General features: G+C 52.5%; 19 protein-coding genes. 8 read left to right on the top strand and 11 right to left on the bottom strand.

All coding sequences use genetic code 11. The annotated features are described in order from the left end of the window. Positions 1–22: 22 nt before the first annotated feature. A complete protein-coding gene (locus CLV80_RS05545) occupies positions 23–1,522 on the bottom strand; it encodes a CoA-acylating methylmalonate-semialdehyde dehydrogenase (protein WP_106355715.1) in 1,500 nt (499 codons plus the stop codon). 95 nt (positions 1,523–1,617) lie between these two features. Here CLV80_RS05545 and CLV80_RS05540 point away from each other — a divergent pair, with 95 nt between their 5' ends. The 4 genes from CLV80_RS05540 (at position 1,618) to CLV80_RS05525 (ending at position 4,332) form a co-directional block, all read left to right on the top strand. Beyond that, on the top strand, positions 1,618–2,520 hold the full coding sequence (locus CLV80_RS05540) for a LysR family transcriptional regulator (protein ID WP_106355713.1): 903 nt from the start codon (positions 1,618–1,620) through the stop codon (positions 2,518–2,520). A 37-nt stretch (positions 2,521–2,557) separates the two neighbouring features. Further along, on the top strand, positions 2,558–2,992 hold the full coding sequence (locus tag CLV80_RS05535; RefSeq protein WP_106355711.1) for a CBS domain-containing protein: 435 nt from the start codon (positions 2,558–2,560) through the stop codon (positions 2,990–2,992). A 66-nt stretch (positions 2,993–3,058) separates the two neighbouring features. Next, a complete protein-coding gene (coaD, locus tag CLV80_RS05530) occupies positions 3,059–3,553 on the top strand; it encodes a pantetheine-phosphate adenylyltransferase (RefSeq protein WP_106355709.1) in 495 nt (164 codons plus the stop codon). Beyond that, the gene (locus tag CLV80_RS05525; protein ID WP_106355707.1) at positions 3,550–4,332 is read left to right on the top strand and encodes an alpha/beta hydrolase; all 783 of its coding nucleotides are present in this window, start codon (positions 3,550–3,552) and stop codon (positions 4,330–4,332) included. Before coaD ends, CLV80_RS05525 begins: the two co-directional genes overlap by 4 nt. On the opposite strand, the gene CLV80_RS05520 is transcribed toward CLV80_RS05525, so the two are convergent. The 5 genes from CLV80_RS05520 to gap (CLV80_RS05510) form a co-directional block, all read right to left on the bottom strand. Further along, positions 4,292–6,256, bottom strand: a complete 1,965-nt coding sequence (locus CLV80_RS05520) for an acyltransferase family protein (RefSeq protein WP_165793332.1) — start codon at positions 6,254–6,256, stop codon at positions 4,292–4,294. The two genes, CLV80_RS05525 and CLV80_RS05520, sit on opposite strands and share 41 nt — an antisense overlap. A gap of 69 nt (positions 6,257–6,325) precedes the next feature. Next, complete coding sequence (locus tag CLV80_RS18400; protein WP_165793321.1) at positions 6,326–6,490, bottom strand: hypothetical protein; 165 nt, start codon at positions 6,488–6,490, stop codon at positions 6,326–6,328. Positions 6,491–6,677: 187 nt separating this feature from the next. After that, entirely contained in the window at positions 6,678–7,679 is a 1,002-nt protein-coding gene (gene gap / locus CLV80_RS05515) for a type I glyceraldehyde-3-phosphate dehydrogenase (RefSeq protein ID WP_106355702.1), read from the bottom strand. A gap of 74 nt (positions 7,680–7,753) precedes the next feature. Continuing rightward, a complete protein-coding gene (locus CLV80_RS18395) occupies positions 7,754–7,897 on the bottom strand; it encodes a hypothetical protein (RefSeq protein ID WP_165793331.1) in 144 nt (47 codons plus the stop codon). A gap of 115 nt (positions 7,898–8,012) precedes the next feature. After that, positions 8,013–9,014 carry a type I glyceraldehyde-3-phosphate dehydrogenase gene (gene gap / locus CLV80_RS05510; protein WP_106355700.1) on the bottom strand — a complete coding sequence of 334 codons (1,002 nt, stop codon included), beginning with the start codon at positions 9,012–9,014 and terminating at the stop codon, positions 8,013–8,015. A gap of 193 nt (positions 9,015–9,207) precedes the next feature. On the opposite strand from gap (CLV80_RS05510), the gene CLV80_RS05505 reads away from it, so the two are divergent. After that, the gene (locus CLV80_RS05505) at positions 9,208–10,155 is read left to right on the top strand and encodes a DUF808 domain-containing protein (protein WP_106355698.1); all 948 of its coding nucleotides are present in this window, start codon (positions 9,208–9,210) and stop codon (positions 10,153–10,155) included. A 50-nt stretch (positions 10,156–10,205) separates the two neighbouring features. Here CLV80_RS05505 and tkt read toward each other — a convergent pair whose 3' ends face one another. Then, a complete protein-coding gene (gene tkt / locus CLV80_RS05500) occupies positions 10,206–12,224 on the bottom strand; it encodes a transketolase (protein WP_106356148.1) in 2,019 nt (672 codons plus the stop codon). Positions 12,225–12,492: 268 nt separating this feature from the next. Between tkt and CLV80_RS05495 the strand changes: the two genes are divergently transcribed. Together CLV80_RS05495 and CLV80_RS05490 are read left to right on the top strand one after the other, a co-directional pair. Next, complete coding sequence (locus tag CLV80_RS05495) at positions 12,493–12,960, top strand: hypothetical protein (RefSeq protein WP_106355696.1); 468 nt, start codon at positions 12,493–12,495, stop codon at positions 12,958–12,960. Further along, positions 12,947–13,336: a cell division protein ZapA gene (locus CLV80_RS05490; RefSeq protein WP_106355694.1), complete on the top strand. Its 390-nt coding sequence runs from the start codon at positions 12,947–12,949 to the stop codon at positions 13,334–13,336. Before CLV80_RS05495 ends, CLV80_RS05490 begins: the two co-directional genes overlap by 14 nt. Before the next feature lie 71 nt (positions 13,337–13,407). Here CLV80_RS05490 and grxD read toward each other — a convergent pair whose 3' ends face one another. The 3 genes from grxD to purL form a co-directional block, all read right to left on the bottom strand. Further along, positions 13,408–13,767, bottom strand: a complete 360-nt coding sequence (gene grxD, locus CLV80_RS05485) for a Grx4 family monothiol glutaredoxin (protein ID WP_106355692.1) — start codon at positions 13,765–13,767, stop codon at positions 13,408–13,410. An 11-nt stretch (positions 13,768–13,778) separates the two neighbouring features. Then, positions 13,779–14,015, bottom strand: a complete 237-nt coding sequence (locus CLV80_RS05480) for a BolA/IbaG family iron-sulfur metabolism protein (protein WP_106355690.1) — start codon at positions 14,013–14,015, stop codon at positions 13,779–13,781. Positions 14,016–14,111: 96 nt separating this feature from the next. Next, on the bottom strand, positions 14,112–16,271 hold the full coding sequence (gene purL / locus CLV80_RS05475) for a phosphoribosylformylglycinamidine synthase subunit PurL (RefSeq protein ID WP_106355688.1): 2,160 nt from the start codon (positions 16,269–16,271) through the stop codon (positions 14,112–14,114). Between purL and CLV80_RS18540 the strand changes: the two genes are divergently transcribed. Further along, positions 16,270–16,680 carry a hypothetical protein gene (locus CLV80_RS18540; RefSeq protein ID WP_106355686.1) on the top strand — a complete coding sequence of 137 codons (411 nt, stop codon included), beginning with the start codon at positions 16,270–16,272 and terminating at the stop codon, positions 16,678–16,680. The genes purL and CLV80_RS18540 overlap by 2 nt on opposite strands. Before the next feature lie 115 nt (positions 16,681–16,795). Here the strand turns inward: CLV80_RS18540 and CLV80_RS05465 are convergent, their stop codons facing one another. Next, positions 16,796–17,710: a LysR family transcriptional regulator gene (locus tag CLV80_RS05465; protein WP_106355683.1), complete on the bottom strand. Its 915-nt coding sequence runs from the start codon at positions 17,708–17,710 to the stop codon at positions 16,796–16,798. Positions 17,711–17,803: the final 93 nt, after the last annotated feature.

Genomic DNA, 17,803 nt, shown 5'->3' with positions numbered 1-17,803 from the left:
CCTAACGGTATTCTGGCGAACTTTACTCCATTGGTTTGAAGTTAAATTCGCCACCTTCTTTGATGCCCGATGGCCAACGCGACGTCACGGTTTTAGTGCGCGTGTAGAATTTGAACGCATCAGGACCGTGTTGGTTAAGATCGCCAAAGACAGATTTTTTCCAGCCACCGAACGTGTGGTAAGCGAGCGGAACTGGGATAGGTACGTTAATCCCGACCATACCAATGTTGATCCGGCTAGCAAAATCTCGCGCGGCGTCACCATCGCGGGTAAAGATCGCGGTACCGTTGCCGTATTCATGGTCCATGGCAAGGCCGATTGCCTCTTCGTAGGATTGTGCTCGTACGCATGACAGGACAGGGCCAAAGATTTCCTTTTTGTAGATATCCATCTCTTTGGTGACGTTATCAAACAGATGTGGCCCTACAAAATAACCGTCTTCATAGCCTTGAAGGCTGAAATCGCGCCCGTCGACCACAAGGTCGGCACCCTGGGTAACGCCGCTTTCGATCAGGCTTAGGATATTTGCCTTGGCAGCAGCCGTGATGACTGGACCATAGTCCACATCATTGCCACCCGTGTACGGCCCAACCTTGAGCTTTTCAATCCGTGGGACCAGCTTTTCAATCAGACGGTCAGCAGTTTCGTCACCAACCGGAACGGCGACTGAAATAGCCATGCAGCGTTCACCAGCTGCACCGTACCCAGCTCCAATAAGCGCATCTGCTGCCTTATCCATATCTGCATCAGGCATGATGATCATATGGTTTTTCGCGCCACCAAAACACTGAACGCGTTTGCCATTCGAACAGCCGCGACCGTAGATATATTCGGCAATTGGGGTTGATCCGACAAAACCAATCGATTGGATCACGTCGTGATCAAGGATCGCATCTACCGCTTCTTTATCGCCGTTGACGACCTGCAAAATGCCTTTGGGCAGGCCTGCTTCTTCCATTAGTTCGGCCAGCATCAGCGGGACAGATGGATCACGCTCTGATGGCTTAAGAATAAAGGCGTTGCCGCAAACGATTGCCGGTGCAAACATCCACATTGGTATCATCGCTGGAAAGTTAAATGGTGTGATCCCGGCGGTGACACCCAATGCTTGCTTCATCGAGTACATATCAATACCCGGACCAGCACCATCGGTGAAGTCACCCTTGAGCATTTCTGGCGCACCGATGCAGTATTCAGCCACTTCAAGGCCGCGTTGTACGTCACCCGCAGCATCAGGAAGCGTTTTACCGTGCTCGCGCGAAAGAGCCTCTGCGAGCTTGTCCATGTCGCGGTTCAGTAGGTCGACGAATTTCATCATCACACGTGCACGACGTTGCGGGTTGGTGGCGGCCCAAGCCGGCTGTGCTTTTGCCGCGATATCAACGGCCTGCGCCATTTCATCAGCATTGGCGAGCGGGACTTTGGCCTGCACTTCGCCGGTTGCTGGATTGTAAACATCCGCAAAGCGACCAGATGTGCCCTTTACGTGCGCGCCGCCGATATAATGAGTAAGCTCTTGCATGGAATCCTCCGTTTGTTGCCAAAACTATAGGCTTGCGTTTTTCAACGTAAAAGAATGAATATACCAAAATTATTTTGCAAAAATGTAGGTATGAGATGGACAATTGGGATGACATGCGGGTGTTTCTCGCCGTTGCGCGTGCCGAAAGTCTGTCGGGGGCTGCGCCGGCCCTGAAAATGGACCCTGCCACATTGGGGCGACGTATCGCGCGGTTAGAGCGATCATTGGGGGCGACTTTGTTCGTGAAGTCACCGCAGGGTTATGCATTAACTGACCTTGGGGAACGAATGCGAGATCGCGCAGCCGAAGCAGAAGCGCATCTGGTTTTGGCGCGTGACGAAGGGCAGGGTGCGTCATCGGGGTTAACTGGACAGATCAGAATTGGTGCGCCCGATGGGGCAGCGAATTTTTTGTTGCCGCAGGTTTGTGCCGCGATTCAAGCCGAAAACCCTGCGCTTGAAATTCAAATTCTAGCTTTGCCACGCGTCGTTAACCTATCCCGCAGAGAGGCAGATATGGCCGTGACGGTTAGCCCGCCAGCCGCTGGCAGGCTGACGGTGCAACGTATTACAGACTATAAATTACACCTCGCATCCCGAGCAGATGATCCAGCATTGGCGACCCGCGAAGATATTCGTGGAAAACCTGTTGTCGGCTATATTCCGGATATGATTTTTGACAAAGAACTGGACTACCTTGGCGATCTAGGCGCGCAAGGGGTTCAACTGGCATCGAATTCTGTTGCGGTTCAACTACAGATGATCCGACAATCAGGTATAGGAATTGTTCACGATTTTGCGCTACCTTTCGCGCCTGAGTTGCGACGTGTTCTTGTGGATGAAATATCTCTGACACGGTCGTTTTATTTGGTACGTCACACGTCTGACCGCCAATCTGACAGATTGAATAAGGTGGCTAAAGCAATAATATTGGGCATTCATGGCGAAGTTGCGCGCTTAGAGAAAATCGCACGCTTGACAGATAGCCCTCTGATTTGAGAGCCTAACCACCTGCAACCCTATCAAGGAGTCCGCGATGATTGTTTCCCAAATCCTTAAAACCAAAGACAGCACTGGCGTTGTGTCAGTCAAGCCAAGTGATCCTGTCGCTGCCGCCGTAAGCCTGCTGTCCGAAAAACGGATTGGGACAGTGGTCGTTTCAGTTGATGGCGTGTCACTTGATGGTATTTTGTCAGAACGCGACATTGTGCGTGAAATGGGACGGCGCGGGGCAACTTGTCTGTCTGATAAAGTGGCGCAAATGATGACCGAAAAACTGGTCACATGCAGTCCTGGAGACACCGCGGATGCTGTTCTTGAGATGATGACGTCGGGGCGCTTTCGTCATATGCCGGTTATGGAAAACGGCGCGATGATTGGTCTGATTTCAATTGGTGACGTCGTCAAAGCCCGGCTTGCGGAACTGTCTATGGAAAAAGACGCGCTCGAAGGTATGATTATGGGGCACTAGCCCCCTTGCAATCCCCCGCGTAATATTGTTGCGTGCGCGCAGCTAAATCATAGAACGAGGTGCGCCATGCGTGTAGGACTTTATCCCGGTACATTTGATCCGGTCACGCATGGGCATATCGATATAATTCGCCGTGCTTGTTCGCTGGTTGACCGACTTGTGATTGGCGTAGCGATAAACCGCGACAAAGGCCCTTTGTTTTCTTTAGAGGAACGCGTGGCCATGGTAGAGGCCGAATGCGTCCCACTTGGCAAAGATCGCGGGTGCGAAGTTGTCGTTCATCCGTTTGAGAATTTGTTAATCGACTGCGCCCATGACGTTGGCGCTGGCGTTATTATTCGGGGGCTGCGAGCTGTTGCGGATTTCGAATACGAATTCCAGATGGTTGGCATGAACCGGTCGATGGATAACTCTATCGAAACTGTGTTTTTGATGGCCGACGCAAAGAATCAGGCAATTGCTTCAAAGCTAGTGAAAGAAATTGCGCGCCTTGACGGTGACGTTTCAAAATTCGTCACCCCGGCCGTAAATGCTGCGCTAAAGGACCGATTTGGTAAGTGATCTTAAAAGGTCTAGCGGGCATGTACCTACTTTACGCAGTGGTTATGATTTGGGCCCATCCGCAGTTTATCTACCCTTTTGCTGATGCGCCGTTTTCTAATCCTCAGTTTGAATCCGTGCAGTTGGCTGAAACTCATGCACATCTTCAGGTGCATGATGGGGCTGATGATGCGCCAGCGGTTCTTTACTTTATGGGTAACGGTGGCGCGCTTGCATATTTTCAACCGAACCTAGCGGTTCACGCAGATGCTGACCGCTCGCTTGTCGCGCTGGAGTATCCGGGTGGTGGCGGTATTCCGGGAACCCCGTCAGAGGTGTTGTTAAAGGCCCAAGCATTGGAGGTTTACGATTACCTAGCAGAGCATCATGACGGCTCGATCGTTGTCCACGGTTATTCGTTGGGAACGGGGCTGGCACTGTATGTCGCATCAGAACGTGAGGTTGATGCGGTGATTTTGGACGCCCCTTATGCGCGGATGTGCAATCTGATGACGGCCGCATCTTGGTTGCCTGCCTGCTATCTGCCCAGTGTGCAGCGTTGGAATTCACTTGAGTTCGTTTATCGGATCGATGCACCTGTTTTGATCTTGCACGGTACAGCGGACACGTTGATCCCGTTAAAAGAAGGTACGCGCCTTGCTCAGGCTATGGAACGCGCCCAAGTAGCCGTCACATTCGCGGAAATACCCGGCGCAACTCATCATAATCTTGCTATGCAATCTATGTACTCTGTGCGGATTAATGAGTTTTTGGAAGGTCTAACGACAAATGCTCAATGATTGCAGCCAATTCGGGCGATGCCGCTGTCAATGATATGACTGCGTTTCTTGCCCCTTCCGGTGACCAATGTGCATAGTCGATTACGTATAGGTCATTTTCAGGGGTTATAGACGGGCAATACGGGTCACAAAGTGTTCGGATTGATGAAGTGTAAGTTGCTGTGTTGTCGGCAAATTGGTTGTCCAACCATTGATCTAAACGTAGATCTGACTGAAAATCTGAAAGATGATAATACTGCCGCAAAGTTTCGGGGTCCGGGCTGCGCATGATTGCGATGTCTATCGTTGGATTGAAGCCTACGCGTGGTCCCCAAAAAAAGAGATCAACCGCATCTGGTACAAAATCGTCGAGGTTGGATATCAGTTGTTGCAGAATGTGGCTGTTTGGCCGCTCTATTCCACCAGCGCGATGCTGGAGAAGCGATCCGCCGCTTTGACTGTAGACAATAGCCGCAATTCTTGACTTATTTTCTTCCAGCCAGTTGCGCCAGTGACTAAAGAATGGCGCGCAAAAGCTATTTTCTTGCGTGTTTTTTCCAAGATGGCACCCATTACCCGTGAGCTGTACTATTGGGAGGTTAGGGAACGCAGTGCGCATCCCCATATATATATCCGCGGCATGACTGTCGCCCAAGATGACAACAACACTGGTTTCAGAGCTGGGGTTGCAATCGTCAAAGTTACTGAAATAACTCTCAGCTGAGCCGGTCGTTGCATTGCAAGTCCAGTCCCGAACACCTTTATGGCGCTCAATGATTGCGGTATTCAAGTCGCCCAATAGAGACGTTGTGTAAAGTGGGAACCTGGAAGGAACGCCATGTGAACTCTGGATTATTATACTTACTATGCAGATTGCGGTTGCGCTGATTATTGCCGCAACCCCCAAGGCCTTAGCCGACCAAATAAAGTCACCGGATCTTTTTTTCCTAAACGGGTTTTCTACAAAATGATACATGATAGCCCCGAGACCGACTGAAATTAGAAGCACGACCATGATTTCTGACGAACTTTCAGGCCGACCAAACAGCAAGCGGTAGTAAACCTGTACTGGCCAGTGGACCAAATACAGCGAGTAGCTGATGCGCCCGATGTACCTGATCGGAGCAAGCGAAAATGCGCGGTTCATACCGGTTTGGGGGCCTGCATAAATTAGAAATACGGTACCCAAAACTGGAACAAGGGCCGTGATCCCCGGAAAGTCTGTTTCGCTTGTGAATGTGACTGAGGCGTAAAATATGGCAGCGACGCCCGCGGCCGCCACAAGGTTTGAGGTCAGCTGATGCCGTGCCTGTGCACCGCAAAATGCAAGTAATGCACCTGCAGAAAATTCATAAATGCGGAATGGGGTTAAGAAAAAGCTAGCAGAGGGGGACGCTCCCAATGTCATTTGAGCTGCCAGAAGGCTTGACGCCGACATTATAAGTAAGGCTCCAATCAACCCGTTTCTAGAGAACGTCCTGAGGCAAAGGATGAATGCTGCCGGCCACAACAAGTAAAACTGTTCTTCAACCCCAAGTGACCAAGTGTGTAGCAACGGTTTGGAATATGCTTCTGAAGAGAAATAACCGGTATCCCACCAAAAAAATATGTTGCTGACTGACATAACTGTCGTCAACGCGGATTGCGCTGCTTCCTTATACATAGCAGGGGGAAGAATGAACCAACCTGCGACAAGAGTTGCCGTTAAAGTGCAAAGCATGGCTGGAGCTAGCCGTCGAACACGGCGAATGTAAAACGCGGCGTAAGAAAACCGACCTCCCGCAATCTCTCTTTGGATGAGCGCGGTGATCAAGTATCCACTGATCACAAAAAATACGTCCACACCAATGAAACCACCGGGAACACTGGCAAGCTCGGCATGAAAAAAGATAATTAGGAGAACAGCAAGAGCGCGCAGCCCATCTATATCGTGTCTGTATTGCAAAATAATCGCCCGATCACTGCATAGTTGATCATGGTTAGCATTCGCTAGACAGTGAGGCAATCAACAGTATTATACTTTATCCGTAAACGGCTTTGGTGGCGATATTTGCAGCGTCTTCGCGAAATAGACCAAGGTTCCCGCTGTTTCTTGCGGCATGCTTTGTAGTTCGTATTTGAGGTGTGAATAGGCGCCACGTTTCTGGACAGCGGACATTACGTTAGTGAAAACAGTCATTGTAAGCTCCTTTATTGGTCAGCTTATTTTTATCTTGCACTCGATATTTAGTGATATTGATTCGTCGCACAGCTGACGCTTAGGGCGTTCCGATATCATTAATTGCATGTCGCCATTTGTTGGGGCCTCAACAAAAAAAGCCGACCCAAATGGGCCGGCTTTGAAAATACGTTTTTGAGAGAACTGATTAGATCAGTTTACCCATAGCGACAGCTGTATCGCTCATCCGGTTAGAGAAGCCCCATTCGTTGTCGTACCATGTCAGGATGCGCACCATGTTGCCGTCCAGAACCTTGGTTTGATCAAGGTGGAAGATCGACGAATGCGGATCGTGGTTAAAGTCAGAGCTGACCATTGGCAGATCGGTGTAGCCCAAGATGCCTTTCAGCGGGCCATCGGCTGCTGCGATGATCGCTGCGTTCACTTCTTCGACGGTTGTCGCGCGTGAGGCTTCGAATGTTAGGTCAACAACAGAAACGTTTGGTGTCGGTACGCGGATCGCAACGCCGTCCAATTTGCCGTTTAGTTCTGGCAAAACCAGACCCACAGCTTTCGCTGCACCTGTTGATGTCGGGATCATGGACAAGGCTGCGGCGCGTGCGCGGTACAGGTCTTTGTGCATTGTATCCAGCGTTGGCTGGTCACCGGTGTAGCTGTGGATTGTTGTCATAAAGCCTTTGGTGATGCCGATGGCATCGTTCAGGACTTTGGCAACAGGGGACAGGCAGTTTGTTGTGCAAGATGCATTAGACACGACGATGTCGTCGGATGTCAGGGCATCGTCGTTCACGCCAAATACGATTGTTTTGTCGGCGTCTTTGCCCGGCGCAGAAATAAGTACGCGGCTAGAACCGTTATCAAGGTGCGCTTGGCAGGCTTCTTTGCTTGTGAAGATACCTGTGCATTCCAGAACAACATCAACATTTGACCATGGAAGGTCAGCAGGGTTGCGGATTGCAGTCACCTGCATCGGGCCGCGACCAACGTCGATTGTGGTCTCTGTGGTGGTCACGGTCGCAGGAAAGCGGCCATGAACAGAATCAAAGCGCAGCAGGTGTGCGTTTGTTTCCACTGGTCCCAAGTCGTTGATTGCGACAACTTCAATATCGGTGCGTCCGCTTTCAATAATAGCACGCAATACGTTACGGCCAATACGGCCAAATCCGTTGATGGCGACTTTGACGGCCATGATGGTATCTCCTAAAGGATGACTGTTGGCGCTAACATTGCGATTTATCCGAAAAGGTCAACCGTAGATCGGTATCAGCGCCAGATTGCGATGTAGTCAATTAGATCGATTAGCTTACGAAATAGGAACGGTACACTGCCCCATTCCAGCACGTAATGATCAAGGGCGACAAAGCCCATGATGAGTACAGCAAGAATGAATGCAATGGTGTTGGTCATGCTACCTGTCTAGCTTGCTTGAGCCTGAAACGTAAAGTTGGTTTCAGGCTAAGATCGGGAAACCCGATGCCTAGACAGGTGTTATCGTATTTTCAGTTTCGAAAAGGTGAACGCTTTAGTTCAAACGTCCCATCGTCGCGGCGACATCAGCCATGCGTGACGAGAAGCCCCATTCATTGTCGTACCATGCCAGTACGCGCACAGTTTTGCCGCCGACGACCTTTGTTTGGTCCGGTGCAAAGATGCTGCTTTGTGTGGTGTGGTTAAAGTCGATGCTGACTTTGGCTTCGTCGTCGTATGACATGACCATGCCCATGTAGCCATTCGCGGCCTCAGCCACGATTGCGTTCACGTCTTCGACGGAAACTGATTTACCAGCTTCAAACGTCAGGTCTACCGCGCTTACGTTGGGGGTAGGGACGCGCATTGCGGTGCCGTCAAGCTTGCCTGACAGCTCTGGTAGGACTTCGCCCAATGCTTTGGCGGCACCGGTTGATGTCGGGATCATTGCCATGGCTGCGGCGCGCGCGCGGTAAAGATCGCTGTGCCGGCGGTCGAGAGTGGGTTGGTCACCAGTGTAGCTGTGGATCGTGGTCATGATGCCGCGTTCAATTCCGATGGCATCATTTAGGACTTTGGCGAGTGGAGCTAGGCAATTGGTCGTGCAAGAACCGTTCGAAACCATGCGTTCGCTGGCCAATAGGTCGCGGTGGTTCACACCATAGACGACGGTGCGGTCAACATTCGTTGCCGGTGCCGAAATCAGAACCTTTTTTGCGCCGCGCTCTAAGTGGATATTTGATTTTTCGCCGTCGTTGAATTTGCCGGTGCATTCCAAAACGACATCGACGCCGGACCAATCAAGTTCTTCGGGGTTGTACGTCGACATGACGTCAATTGGGCCACGTCCGAGATCAAGGGTGTTTCCGTCAACCTTGATCGGGCTGCCGAAACGACCGTGGACGCTATCGTATTTTAGAAGGTGGGCATTTGTCTCAATCGGGCCAGTCGCATTAATTTTGACAACCTGAACATCATTGCGCGCGGCTTCGGCGATATGCGCGAGCGTACAGCGGCCGATCCGCCCAAATCCATTGATACCGATGGTGACTGTCATGCTCTTGCTCCATATCGCGGTGTTAAGTTTCCATAGGCAATGAATGGGGTTTGGAAAAGGCAAAAAGGTCATATAATCAACATGTTAGCGTTAACTTTTGATGGTTGCGCTAACTGTTTTCGCTAACGTATGGGGCTTGGCACATCGCACGGTTGCGCTACATTGACTGACGAATCAAACTTAGGGGCGGAACATGAGCGGATTACTTGCGTTGCTTGACGATGTGGCGGCCATTGCCAAAGTAGCGGCGGCATCGGTTGATGATGTGATCGGGCAGGCGACAAAGGCCGGGGCGCAAGCCGCGGGCGCGGTGATTGATGATGCCGCGGTAACCCCAAAATATGTGCACGGGTTTTCTGCGGATCGTGAGCTGCCAATCGTTGGCCGCATTGCGTTTGGGTCGATTAAGAACAAGCTGGTGTTTTTGCTGCCAGCGGGGCTTTTGCTGTCAGCGTTCGCGCCTTGGCTTATTCCACTGCTGTTGATGTTGGGCGGGGGGTATCTGTGCTTTGAAGGTGCTGAAAAGATCACCCATGCGTTTTCGTCGCACCACGACGGTTATGAAGATGTAGGCGATCCTGCGCATTTGGAAGAAGAAAAAGTCCAAGGCGCCATCAAGACAGACTTCATTCTGTCAGCTGAAATCATGACGATTGCGCTGGCAGCGATTGATAGCCCAAGCATTTGGATGCAAGCGGGCACATTAGTTGTTGTCGCATTTGGGATTACCGCGCTGGTCTATGGTGCAGTTGCGTTGATCGTCAAAGCTGATGACGTTGGGCTAGCCATGGCAAGTAAGGGCCGGTTGGGCGCGACCCGCGCTATGGGGCGTGGTCTCGTTCACGGTATGCCGGGTTTTCTATTGGTTCTGACGTGGGTTGGTACGGCTGCGATGCTTTGGGTCGGCGGGTCGATCATCGTCCACGGGCTAGAGGAAATAGGGTTTTCGTGGCTAGGCCATCAAATCCATGACTGGGCAGAGATCGCAGCGCATCAAGTGCCAGCATCGTTCCAAGCTACCACTAAGTGGTTCGCAACTGCCGGAATGGATGGGGTGTTTGGTCTTGCGCTCGGAATCGTGCTGATCCCCGTGGGAACCAAGATCATTGCACCTATTTGGCGCAAGGTAATGCCGGGATAATCAGCAAAGCACCGCTCAGCCAAGGTAATCCTCGGCTGAGCGGTGATAGCTTATTTGATTAGGGATTTAACCAGATCAGCTGTGTCTTTGGCAGTAATGCCGAACTCTTCGAACAGACGTTCTGCTGGGGCAGAGGCACCAAAGCCAGGCATGCCAACAAAGCCTGCCTTTTTGTTGTTGCCACGTTCGCCCATCAGCCATTTGTCCCAACCTAGGCGCACGCCTGCTTCGATAGCCACGCGCACTGGGCCAGCAGGCAAGACGCGCTTGCGGTAGGATTCGTCTTGGGCTTCGAACAGTTCCCAGCATGGCATTGAAACGACACGTGTACCGATGCCTTCAGCTTCTAGAAGTTCGCGTGCCGCAAGTGCGACTTCGACTTCGGAACCAGTCGCCATCAAGATCGCCTGACGCTTGCCGGTTGCTTCGGCCAGAACATACGCGCCTTGGGCGGTCAGGTTCTTGGTTTTGTGCTCGGTCCGGACAGTCGGCAGGTTCTGACGTGACAGGCACAGCACAGAAGGTGTGCTTGTCGATGTCAGGGCCATTTCCCAGCTTTCGGCCGTTTCCACGGTATCCGCAGGGCGGAATACGTGGGTGTTTGGCGTCGCGCGCATCATGGCAAGGTGTTCAACCGGCTGGTGGGTTGGGCCATCTTCGCCAAGACCGATGCTGTCGTGCGTCATGACATAGGTTGTCGGAATACCCATCAGCGCTGACAGGCGCATTGCGCCACGTGCATAGTCAGTAAAGCACATGAATGTACCGCCGTAAGGGCGTGCGCCGCCATGCAGCGCCATGCCGTTCATTGCCGCCGCCATACCGTGTTCGCGCACACCGTAGTAAATGTAGCGACCTTTGCGGTTCTCTGGGTTGAAGATACCCATGTCCGCAGTCAGCGTGTTGTTTGAACCCGTCAAGTCAGCAGAGCCGCCGATAGTCTCATTCATGATCGGGTTAACAGCTTGCAGTGTCAGTTCTGACGACTTGCGTGTCGCTACTTTTGGTTGGTCTTCGCTGACTTGCTTTTTCAGCGCACGGATTGTGGCTGACAGCTTTTTCGGTGCTTCGCCAGCGTAGGCGCGGTTGAACTCGGCTTGCTTCGTACCGGAAAGGGTCGCAAAGCGTTCTTCCCAAGCTGCGCGGGTTTCTGCACCGCGTGCGCCGATGGCTTCCCACTGGGCTTTGACGTCAGCAGCGACTTCGAAGTCACCCAAAGGTGCGCCGTAAAGCTCTTTGGTCGCTTTCAATTGGTCAGCGTTAGTAAGTGCGCCGTGACCTTTTGGAGTGTCCTGTGCCGCGTGACCCAAAGCGATGTGGGTTTTGCATGCGATCATAGATGGGCGTGGATCAGCCTTGGCAGCTGTGATTGCCGCATCAATTGCTTCTGGATCATGGCCATCAATTGACTGAACATGCCAGCCGGATGCCGCAAAGCGGGCAGGTTGGTCAGTGATGTCAGCCATATCAACGGTGCCGTCGATGGTGATGTTGTTGTTGTCCCAAAGAACACACAGGTGACCCAGCTTTTGCATACCAGCAAGGCCGATGGCCTCTTGGCTGACTCCTTCCATCAGGCAACCGTCACCAGCGATCACGTAGGTGTGGTGATCAATGATCTTTTTGCCCCAAGTCGCGCGCTGAATTTCTTCGGCGATCGCAAAACCGACAGAGTTCGCGATACCTTGGCCCAGCGGACCTGTGGTTGTTTCAATCCCACGTGCGTGGCCGAATTCAGGGTGACCAGCGGTTTTCGCGCCCCATTGGCGGAAGTCCTTGATCTGATCAAGCGTGATGTCTTCGTAGCCTGTCAGGTACATCAGCGAATAAAGCAGCATAGAGCCGTGGCCAGCAGACAGGATGAAACGGTCGCGGTCGGGCCAAGCAGGGGCCTTTGGGTCGAACTTAAGGTGCTTTTCAAATAATACGGTGGCAACGTCGGCCATGCCCATAGGCATACCAGAGTGGCCAGAGTTCGCAGCAGCGACAGCATCGAGCGTCAGTGTGCGAATAGCAGCCGCTTTGTTCCAGTGTTCAGGGTGGGCTGTACGCAGGGCTTTAATATCCAAGGTGGTCACGTCCTATTCCAAAGGTGAATGTCTTGCTTGTCAGCGTCATATCAGGGTGACCCCCAAGATCAAGCGCGACGGTTAAGCCGTTCAATTTCCTTAGCTGCTGTGATTTGCTGCCCACTCCGGTATCGCTTAGTCTGATCACCAAGGGGCACGATTCGGCAAGATGACGAAAGACTGAAGACAAAATTCAGCGTTAGTCGGATCACAGCAATATGAATGGCGGGCGCACGCCTCGGCGCAGGTGGGCCAAAAGGACGAGCGGATGAGTGATATTAGTACATTAGAAGGCCGTATCACGACGGCCTTGGATCGCATTAGGCGTGGTATCGAAAGCCAAAGCAGTGGCGATTCTGATGCCGGGCTACACGCTGCGCTGCAAAGCGAACGTGCCGCGAATGCGGAATTGGTCGAACGTGTGCGGGCGCTGAAAGATCGCCAAGACACCCAAGTCGCGAGCCTAACGGAACGTGTTGAAAAGCAACGTGCGCAGCTTGCCGCCTATGATGCACAGCTTCAAACATTGCGTGCTTCAAATGCCCAAATGCGCGAAATGAACACTAAATTGCGCGATGCTGTTACCCAAGGGCTGTCGCCTGAATTGGTCAACGAAGCTGTGGCCGCAGAGCTTAAGGCACTGCAAGATCAGAGAAACGCCGAAGCAACCGAGATCGACGCGATCTTGTCTGAACTAAAACCACTGGTCGAGGAGGCACCCCATGCCGCAGGTTGAGATTTCGATTGGGGGCCGCAGCTTTGAAGTGGCGTGTCAGGCTGGTGAAGAAGCATTTTTGCAGTCCGCTGCGGCAATGCTTGATGGCGAAGCATCCCATCTGGCTGACCAAATGGGCCGTATGCCCGAGGCACGTATGCTGCTTATGGCTGGTTTGATGTTAGCGGATAAGACTGTTGGTTTAGATGCCAAGCTGAACAAAGCACAGACCGAGGTTGAGGCGTTGCGTTCAGAGCTGAAAACACTGCGGTCGCAGCCTGCGCCGGTTCCTGAACGTGTAGAGGTGCCCGTGGTGCCTGCTGCTGTGAAAGATGCGCTGGCGGAAATCGCGGCCCGCGCCGAAGCCTTGGCTGATCAAGTCGACGGGCAGGCGTAGTTTAACCGCTTAGTAAACGAAAAATGCCGGGCGCAAACACCCGGCATCACTAAGCTATTCAATGGCAGTGGCTATGCGTTGGCTTCGCGGATTTTGTCAGCGGCGTCTTTGTCGAAGGCAACGCCGTTCTCTGTGAACAATGTGTCCAATTCGCCTGACAGCATCATTTCGGTGATGATGTCGCAGCCGCCAACAAATTCGCCTTTGACGTAAAGCTGAGGGATTGTCGGCCAGTCGGAGTAATCCTTGATGCCTTGGCGGATTTCGTCATCGGCAAGAACGTTCACGTCAGCAAAATCGACGCTCATAAAGTTCAGAACGCCCGCAACACGCGAAGAAAACCCGCACTGCGGCATGGATTTCGTACCTTTCATGAAAAGCACGACGTTGTTGTTAGTGACGGTATCTTTGATTTGGATTTCGGCGCTCATGAGTATGGTCCTTATTCTGGAATTTTGGTTGTGAGGGCTAGGGCGTGTAATTCGCCTTGGCTTCCATCCATTTTGCCTTTTAAGGCTGCATAGACAGCGCGTTGTTGCTGAACCCTGTTTTTACCCCGAAAGCTTTCGTCGATCACTTCGGCTGCGAAATGCGCGCCATCATCGCCTTGGACGTTAATGGTGGCTTCTGGAAAACTTTCGCGAAGGAGAGTTTCGATTTCGTTGGCGGTGATCGGCATAAGAAGTCCTTTGGTCGGTTACCTATAATCTAGGCACGCAAAACCGGGGCGGCAAGAGGCCACGCCCGGCTGAATAGTTTTAGCGGTTTCAGAATTTTACGCGACAGCGTCGGCGAAGGATGTTCTGAATGTATGCGCAAGTTCGCTAAGCGGTGCCTCGTATTGGCCAAAGCTGATCGTTTCGCCGCCGACTTTGCCAACCATAGTCAATGGAACGCCCGCCTCAGATGCTGCGATCATCAGTGCTTCGGCCATGTCGAAGTTACAGCCAATCAGATAGCGGGCTTGGTCTTCGCCAAATAGCGTCGGTGTGTCTTCGGCATCAATGCTGACACCAACGCCCGCTGCTTCAGCCAGCTCAAACGCCGCCAGTGCAAGGCCGCCGTCGCTTAGGTCGGTGCAGGCCGCGATCATTTCGTGGTTTGCACGGATAAAGTCGCCGTTGCGCTTTTCTGCGGCCAGATCGACATGCGGTGCATCGCCTTCTACACGGCCGTACACTTCGGCGAGTAGGGCGGACTGACCGAGGTGACCGGCCGTTTCACCGACAAGCAACAGAACGTGACCTTCACGGATTTGGCCGTTGATCATGTCTGCTGTGTTGCGGATGATCCCGACAGCACCAATGGTAGGGGTTGGTAGGATGCCTTTGCCGTCTGTTTCGTTATAGAGCGACACGTTGCCCGATACGATTGGCATATCCAAAGCTTTGACTGCTTCGCCGATCCCTTGGATTGCGCCAACGAATTGGCCCATGATTTCTGGCTTTTCTGGGTTCCCAAAGTTCATGTTGTCGGTTGTCGCAAGCGGTGTCGCGCCAACAGCCGTTAGGTTGCGGTAGGCTTCGGCGACGGCTTGTTTGCCGCCTTCAACAGGGTTGGCTTTAACGTAGCGCGGTGTCACGTCGCTGGTGAAGGCCAGCGATTTATCGGTGCCGTGGACGCGCACGATGCCTGAGCCTGCGCCCGGTGTACGTGCAGTATCGCCCATGACTTGCTGGTCGTATTGTTCATACACCCATTGCTTGCCTGCGTAGTTCGGGCTGCTAATCAGGGCCTTTAGGCCATCGATTGGCAGAACACCGGGAACATCAGTCAAAGGTTCGGCTGCAGGGGTCGGGACCCATGGGCGGTCATATTCTGGTGCGGAACCAGACAATGTGGCCAGCGGCAGGTCGGCTTTTACCTCACCGTTGTGTAGAATAATGAACCGATCTTCGGCGATGGTTTCACCAACGATCGCGAAATCGAGGTCCCATTTTTCGAATACAGCACGTGCTTCGGCTTCCAGCTCTGGCTTGAGAACCATCAACATACGTTCCTGAGACTCTGAAAGCATCATCTCATAGGCGGTCATGTTTTCTTCGCGCTGCGGCACGTTTTCAAGGTGCAGCGTAACGCCAAGTCCACCTTTGTCACCCATTTCAACTGCAGAGCAGGTCAGGCCAGCCGCGCCCATATCTTGGATCGAGATCACAGCGCCCGTTGCCATCAATTCAAGTGTGGCTTCCATCAGGCGTTTTTCGGTGAACGGGTCACCAACCTGAACGGTTGGGCGTTTTTCTTCTATAGTGTCGTCAAATTCTGCGGACGCCATTGTCGCGCCGCCAACACCGTCACGGCCGGTTTTTGCGCCCAGATAAACAACGGGCATGCCGACGCCGGAAGCAGCGGAGTAGAAGATCTTATCCGTATCGGCCAAGCCCGCAGCAAATGCGTTCACAAGGCAGTTGCCATTGTAAGCAGGGTCAAAGCGAACTTCGCCGCCAACCATAGGAACGCCAAAGCAGTTTCCATAACCACCAACACCAGCAACAACGCCGTTTACAAGCTGCCGGGTTTTATGGTGGTCAGGTTGCCCGAACGAGAGCGAGTTCATCGCAGCGATAGGGCGGGCACCCATTGTAAAGACATCGCGCAGGATGCCACCTACACCAGTTGCCGCGCCTTGGTAAGGTTCGATGTAGGACGGGTGGTTGTGGCTTTCCATCTTGAAAACCACGGCCTGACCGTCACCGATATCAACGATACCCGCGTTTTCACCTGGGCCGCAAATAACCTGTGGCCCTTCGGTTGGCAGGGTGCGTAGCCATTTCTTGGAAGACTTGTAAGAACAGTGCTCGTTCCACATGGCCGAAAAGATGCCGAGCTCTGTGAAAGTTGGCTCGCGTCCGATGATCTCTAGGATGCGCTCGTACTCATCAGGCGATAGCCCGTGTGAAGCGATCAGTTCATCGGTGATCTTTGGTTCGGTCATGGTCGTCTCCCAAGCAGCGTTGCGGCCTTTTACGGCCTTGTTGCGCTGGTTGGAAGGGTCAATAAATAGTCATTTGTTAGGTTGGTTCGCGGTTGATATCGGTTTGCACGATCATCGTGGGGCGTTGTCGCGTTCGCGGATGTTTGCACCGGGCAAAAAAATGCCGGGCGCAAGGCCCGGCGAAGTCCAACAGGGAGGTGAAAGCGATGAGCGTATAAGCATCTTCGCCTTCATGGAGCGAGATAGGGTCCATATTTTCAGCATTCAAGGAAAATACATAAATTATTATGCATTTCCGGTATGCGGAAAATGCATAGCTGCGGTTTTTATAGTTCAATATGGGCGGCGCGTTTACGGGGTGACTGTGGGGCTATGGTCGCTGTTCTTTGTAAAGCGAAAGCGACCATAGCCAAACATTTCGCTTTTTGGCGCAGCCTGTTCACGAACCATTTAATTCTGAGCGCTGATCAATGGTGCATTTTCATATTTCACTGGGCGGTTGTTCAGAAAGTGGTCCGTGGCCACTATTCCACATGGCCTTCTGCCGCCTCGCGGAGTTTGCGCCGGTGGGCGAAAATCTCGTCTTGGACAAAGTCGCGGAAGGCGCTGATGCGTTTGGATTGGCGCAGTTCTTCGGGGTAGGCGAGGAACACAGGCACTTCGCCGCTTTCAAGATCAGGTAGAATTCTGACCATATGAGGGAAGTCTTCGACGAGGTAATCGGGTAGGACGCCCACACCAAGGTTATTCACCACGCCCTGAAGTACGCCGAAATAGTTGTTGACGGTAAATAGGCTGTGCACGTCATAGGTCATCAGATGCTGCACAAGTGTAGCGCCAGCACTGACTTGGGTTGAATTTAGGCTTTGGCAGATCAGCCGGTGGTTGGTGATGTCTTCTACGTCATTAATCATGCCGTGTTTGGCGATGTATTCCTCGGATGCGTATAGGCGCATACGCACGGACATCAGCCGTTTGCGGATTAGATCAGCTTGCGATGGTTCTTTCATACGGATCGCCACGTCGGCTTCGCGCATTGGTAAGTCAAGCACGCGCTCTTCGAGCATTAGATCGATTTTCAGATCGGGGTACTTTTCGTATAGCTTGGGAAGGCGCGGCGCGAGCCACAACGTACCAAACCCAGTTGTCGTCGTGACACGTAGTTCGCCAAATACTTCTTCTTCGCTGTCTTTGATCCGTGCGGCTGCGGCCTCTAGTCGTTTGTTCATCGACTTGGTTGCGTCGAACAGCAGTTCGCCTTGCTCGGTCAGAATCAAGCCGCGGGCGTGGCGGTGGAACAGCGTGGTGTTAAGCGATTCTTCGAGCGCTCTGATTTGTCGACTCACGGCAGACTGGGACAGGTGAAGCGTGTCGCCCGCATGGGTAAGTGACCCTGCGTCAGCAACCGCGTGGAAAATTCGTAGTTTGTCCCAGTCCATATTAGCCCACTGTGTTTATTGTTATTGGCGGTTCATCGTCGTTTGTACGCTATTGCACTAAACGGTTGCAAACCTGTTAGCGTAATATTTTGT

This window comes from Yoonia maritima, assembly GCF_003003285.1.
GTDB lineage: Bacteria > Pseudomonadota > Alphaproteobacteria > Rhodobacterales > Rhodobacteraceae > Yoonia > Yoonia maritima.
This window is presented reverse-complemented; position numbering and strand designations above follow the sequence as displayed.

What these genes read in the sequence shown, in the direction of transcription:
- purL (WP_106355688.1), bottom strand. Translation starts at nt 16,271, where the DNA reads ATGACCGAACCAAAGATCACCGATGAACTGATCGCTTCACACGGGCTA.
- CLV80_RS18540 (WP_106355686.1), top strand. Translation starts at nt 16,270, where the DNA reads ATGGTCGTCTCCCAAGCAGCGTTGCGGCCTTTTACGGCCTTGTTGCGC.
- grxD (WP_106355692.1), bottom strand. Translation starts at nt 13,767, where the DNA reads ATGAGCGCCGAAATCCAAATCAAAGATACCGTCACTAACAACAACGTC.
- CLV80_RS05540 (WP_106355713.1), top strand. Translation starts at nt 1,618, where the DNA reads ATGGACAATTGGGATGACATGCGGGTGTTTCTCGCCGTTGCGCGTGCC.
- gap (WP_106355702.1), bottom strand. Translation starts at nt 7,679, where the DNA reads ATGGCCGTCAAAGTCGCCATCAACGGATTTGGCCGTATTGGCCGTAAC.
- CLV80_RS05535 (WP_106355711.1), top strand. Translation starts at nt 2,558, where the DNA reads ATGATTGTTTCCCAAATCCTTAAAACCAAAGACAGCACTGGCGTTGTG.
- coaD (WP_106355709.1), top strand. Translation starts at nt 3,059, where the DNA reads ATGCGTGTAGGACTTTATCCCGGTACATTTGATCCGGTCACGCATGGG.
- CLV80_RS05545 (WP_106355715.1), bottom strand. Translation starts at nt 1,522, where the DNA reads ATGCAAGAGCTTACTCATTATATCGGCGGCGCGCACGTAAAGGGCACA.
- CLV80_RS05465 (WP_106355683.1), bottom strand. Translation starts at nt 17,710, where the DNA reads ATGGACTGGGACAAACTACGAATTTTCCACGCGGTTGCTGACGCAGGG.
- CLV80_RS05505 (WP_106355698.1), top strand. Translation starts at nt 9,208, where the DNA reads ATGAGCGGATTACTTGCGTTGCTTGACGATGTGGCGGCCATTGCCAAA.
- CLV80_RS18400 (WP_165793321.1), bottom strand. Translation starts at nt 6,490, where the DNA reads ATGACTGTTTTCACTAACGTAATGTCCGCTGTCCAGAAACGTGGCGCC.
- CLV80_RS05490 (WP_106355694.1), top strand. Translation starts at nt 12,947, where the DNA reads ATGCCGCAGGTTGAGATTTCGATTGGGGGCCGCAGCTTTGAAGTGGCG.
- gap (WP_106355700.1), bottom strand. Translation starts at nt 9,014, where the DNA reads ATGACAGTCACCATCGGTATCAATGGATTTGGGCGGATCGGCCGCTGT.
- CLV80_RS05495 (WP_106355696.1), top strand. Translation starts at nt 12,493, where the DNA reads ATGAGTGATATTAGTACATTAGAAGGCCGTATCACGACGGCCTTGGAT.
- CLV80_RS05480 (WP_106355690.1), bottom strand. Translation starts at nt 14,015, where the DNA reads ATGCCGATCACCGCCAACGAAATCGAAACTCTCCTTCGCGAAAGTTTT.
- CLV80_RS18395 (WP_165793331.1), bottom strand. Translation starts at nt 7,897, where the DNA reads ATGACCAACACCATTGCATTCATTCTTGCTGTACTCATCATGGGCTTT.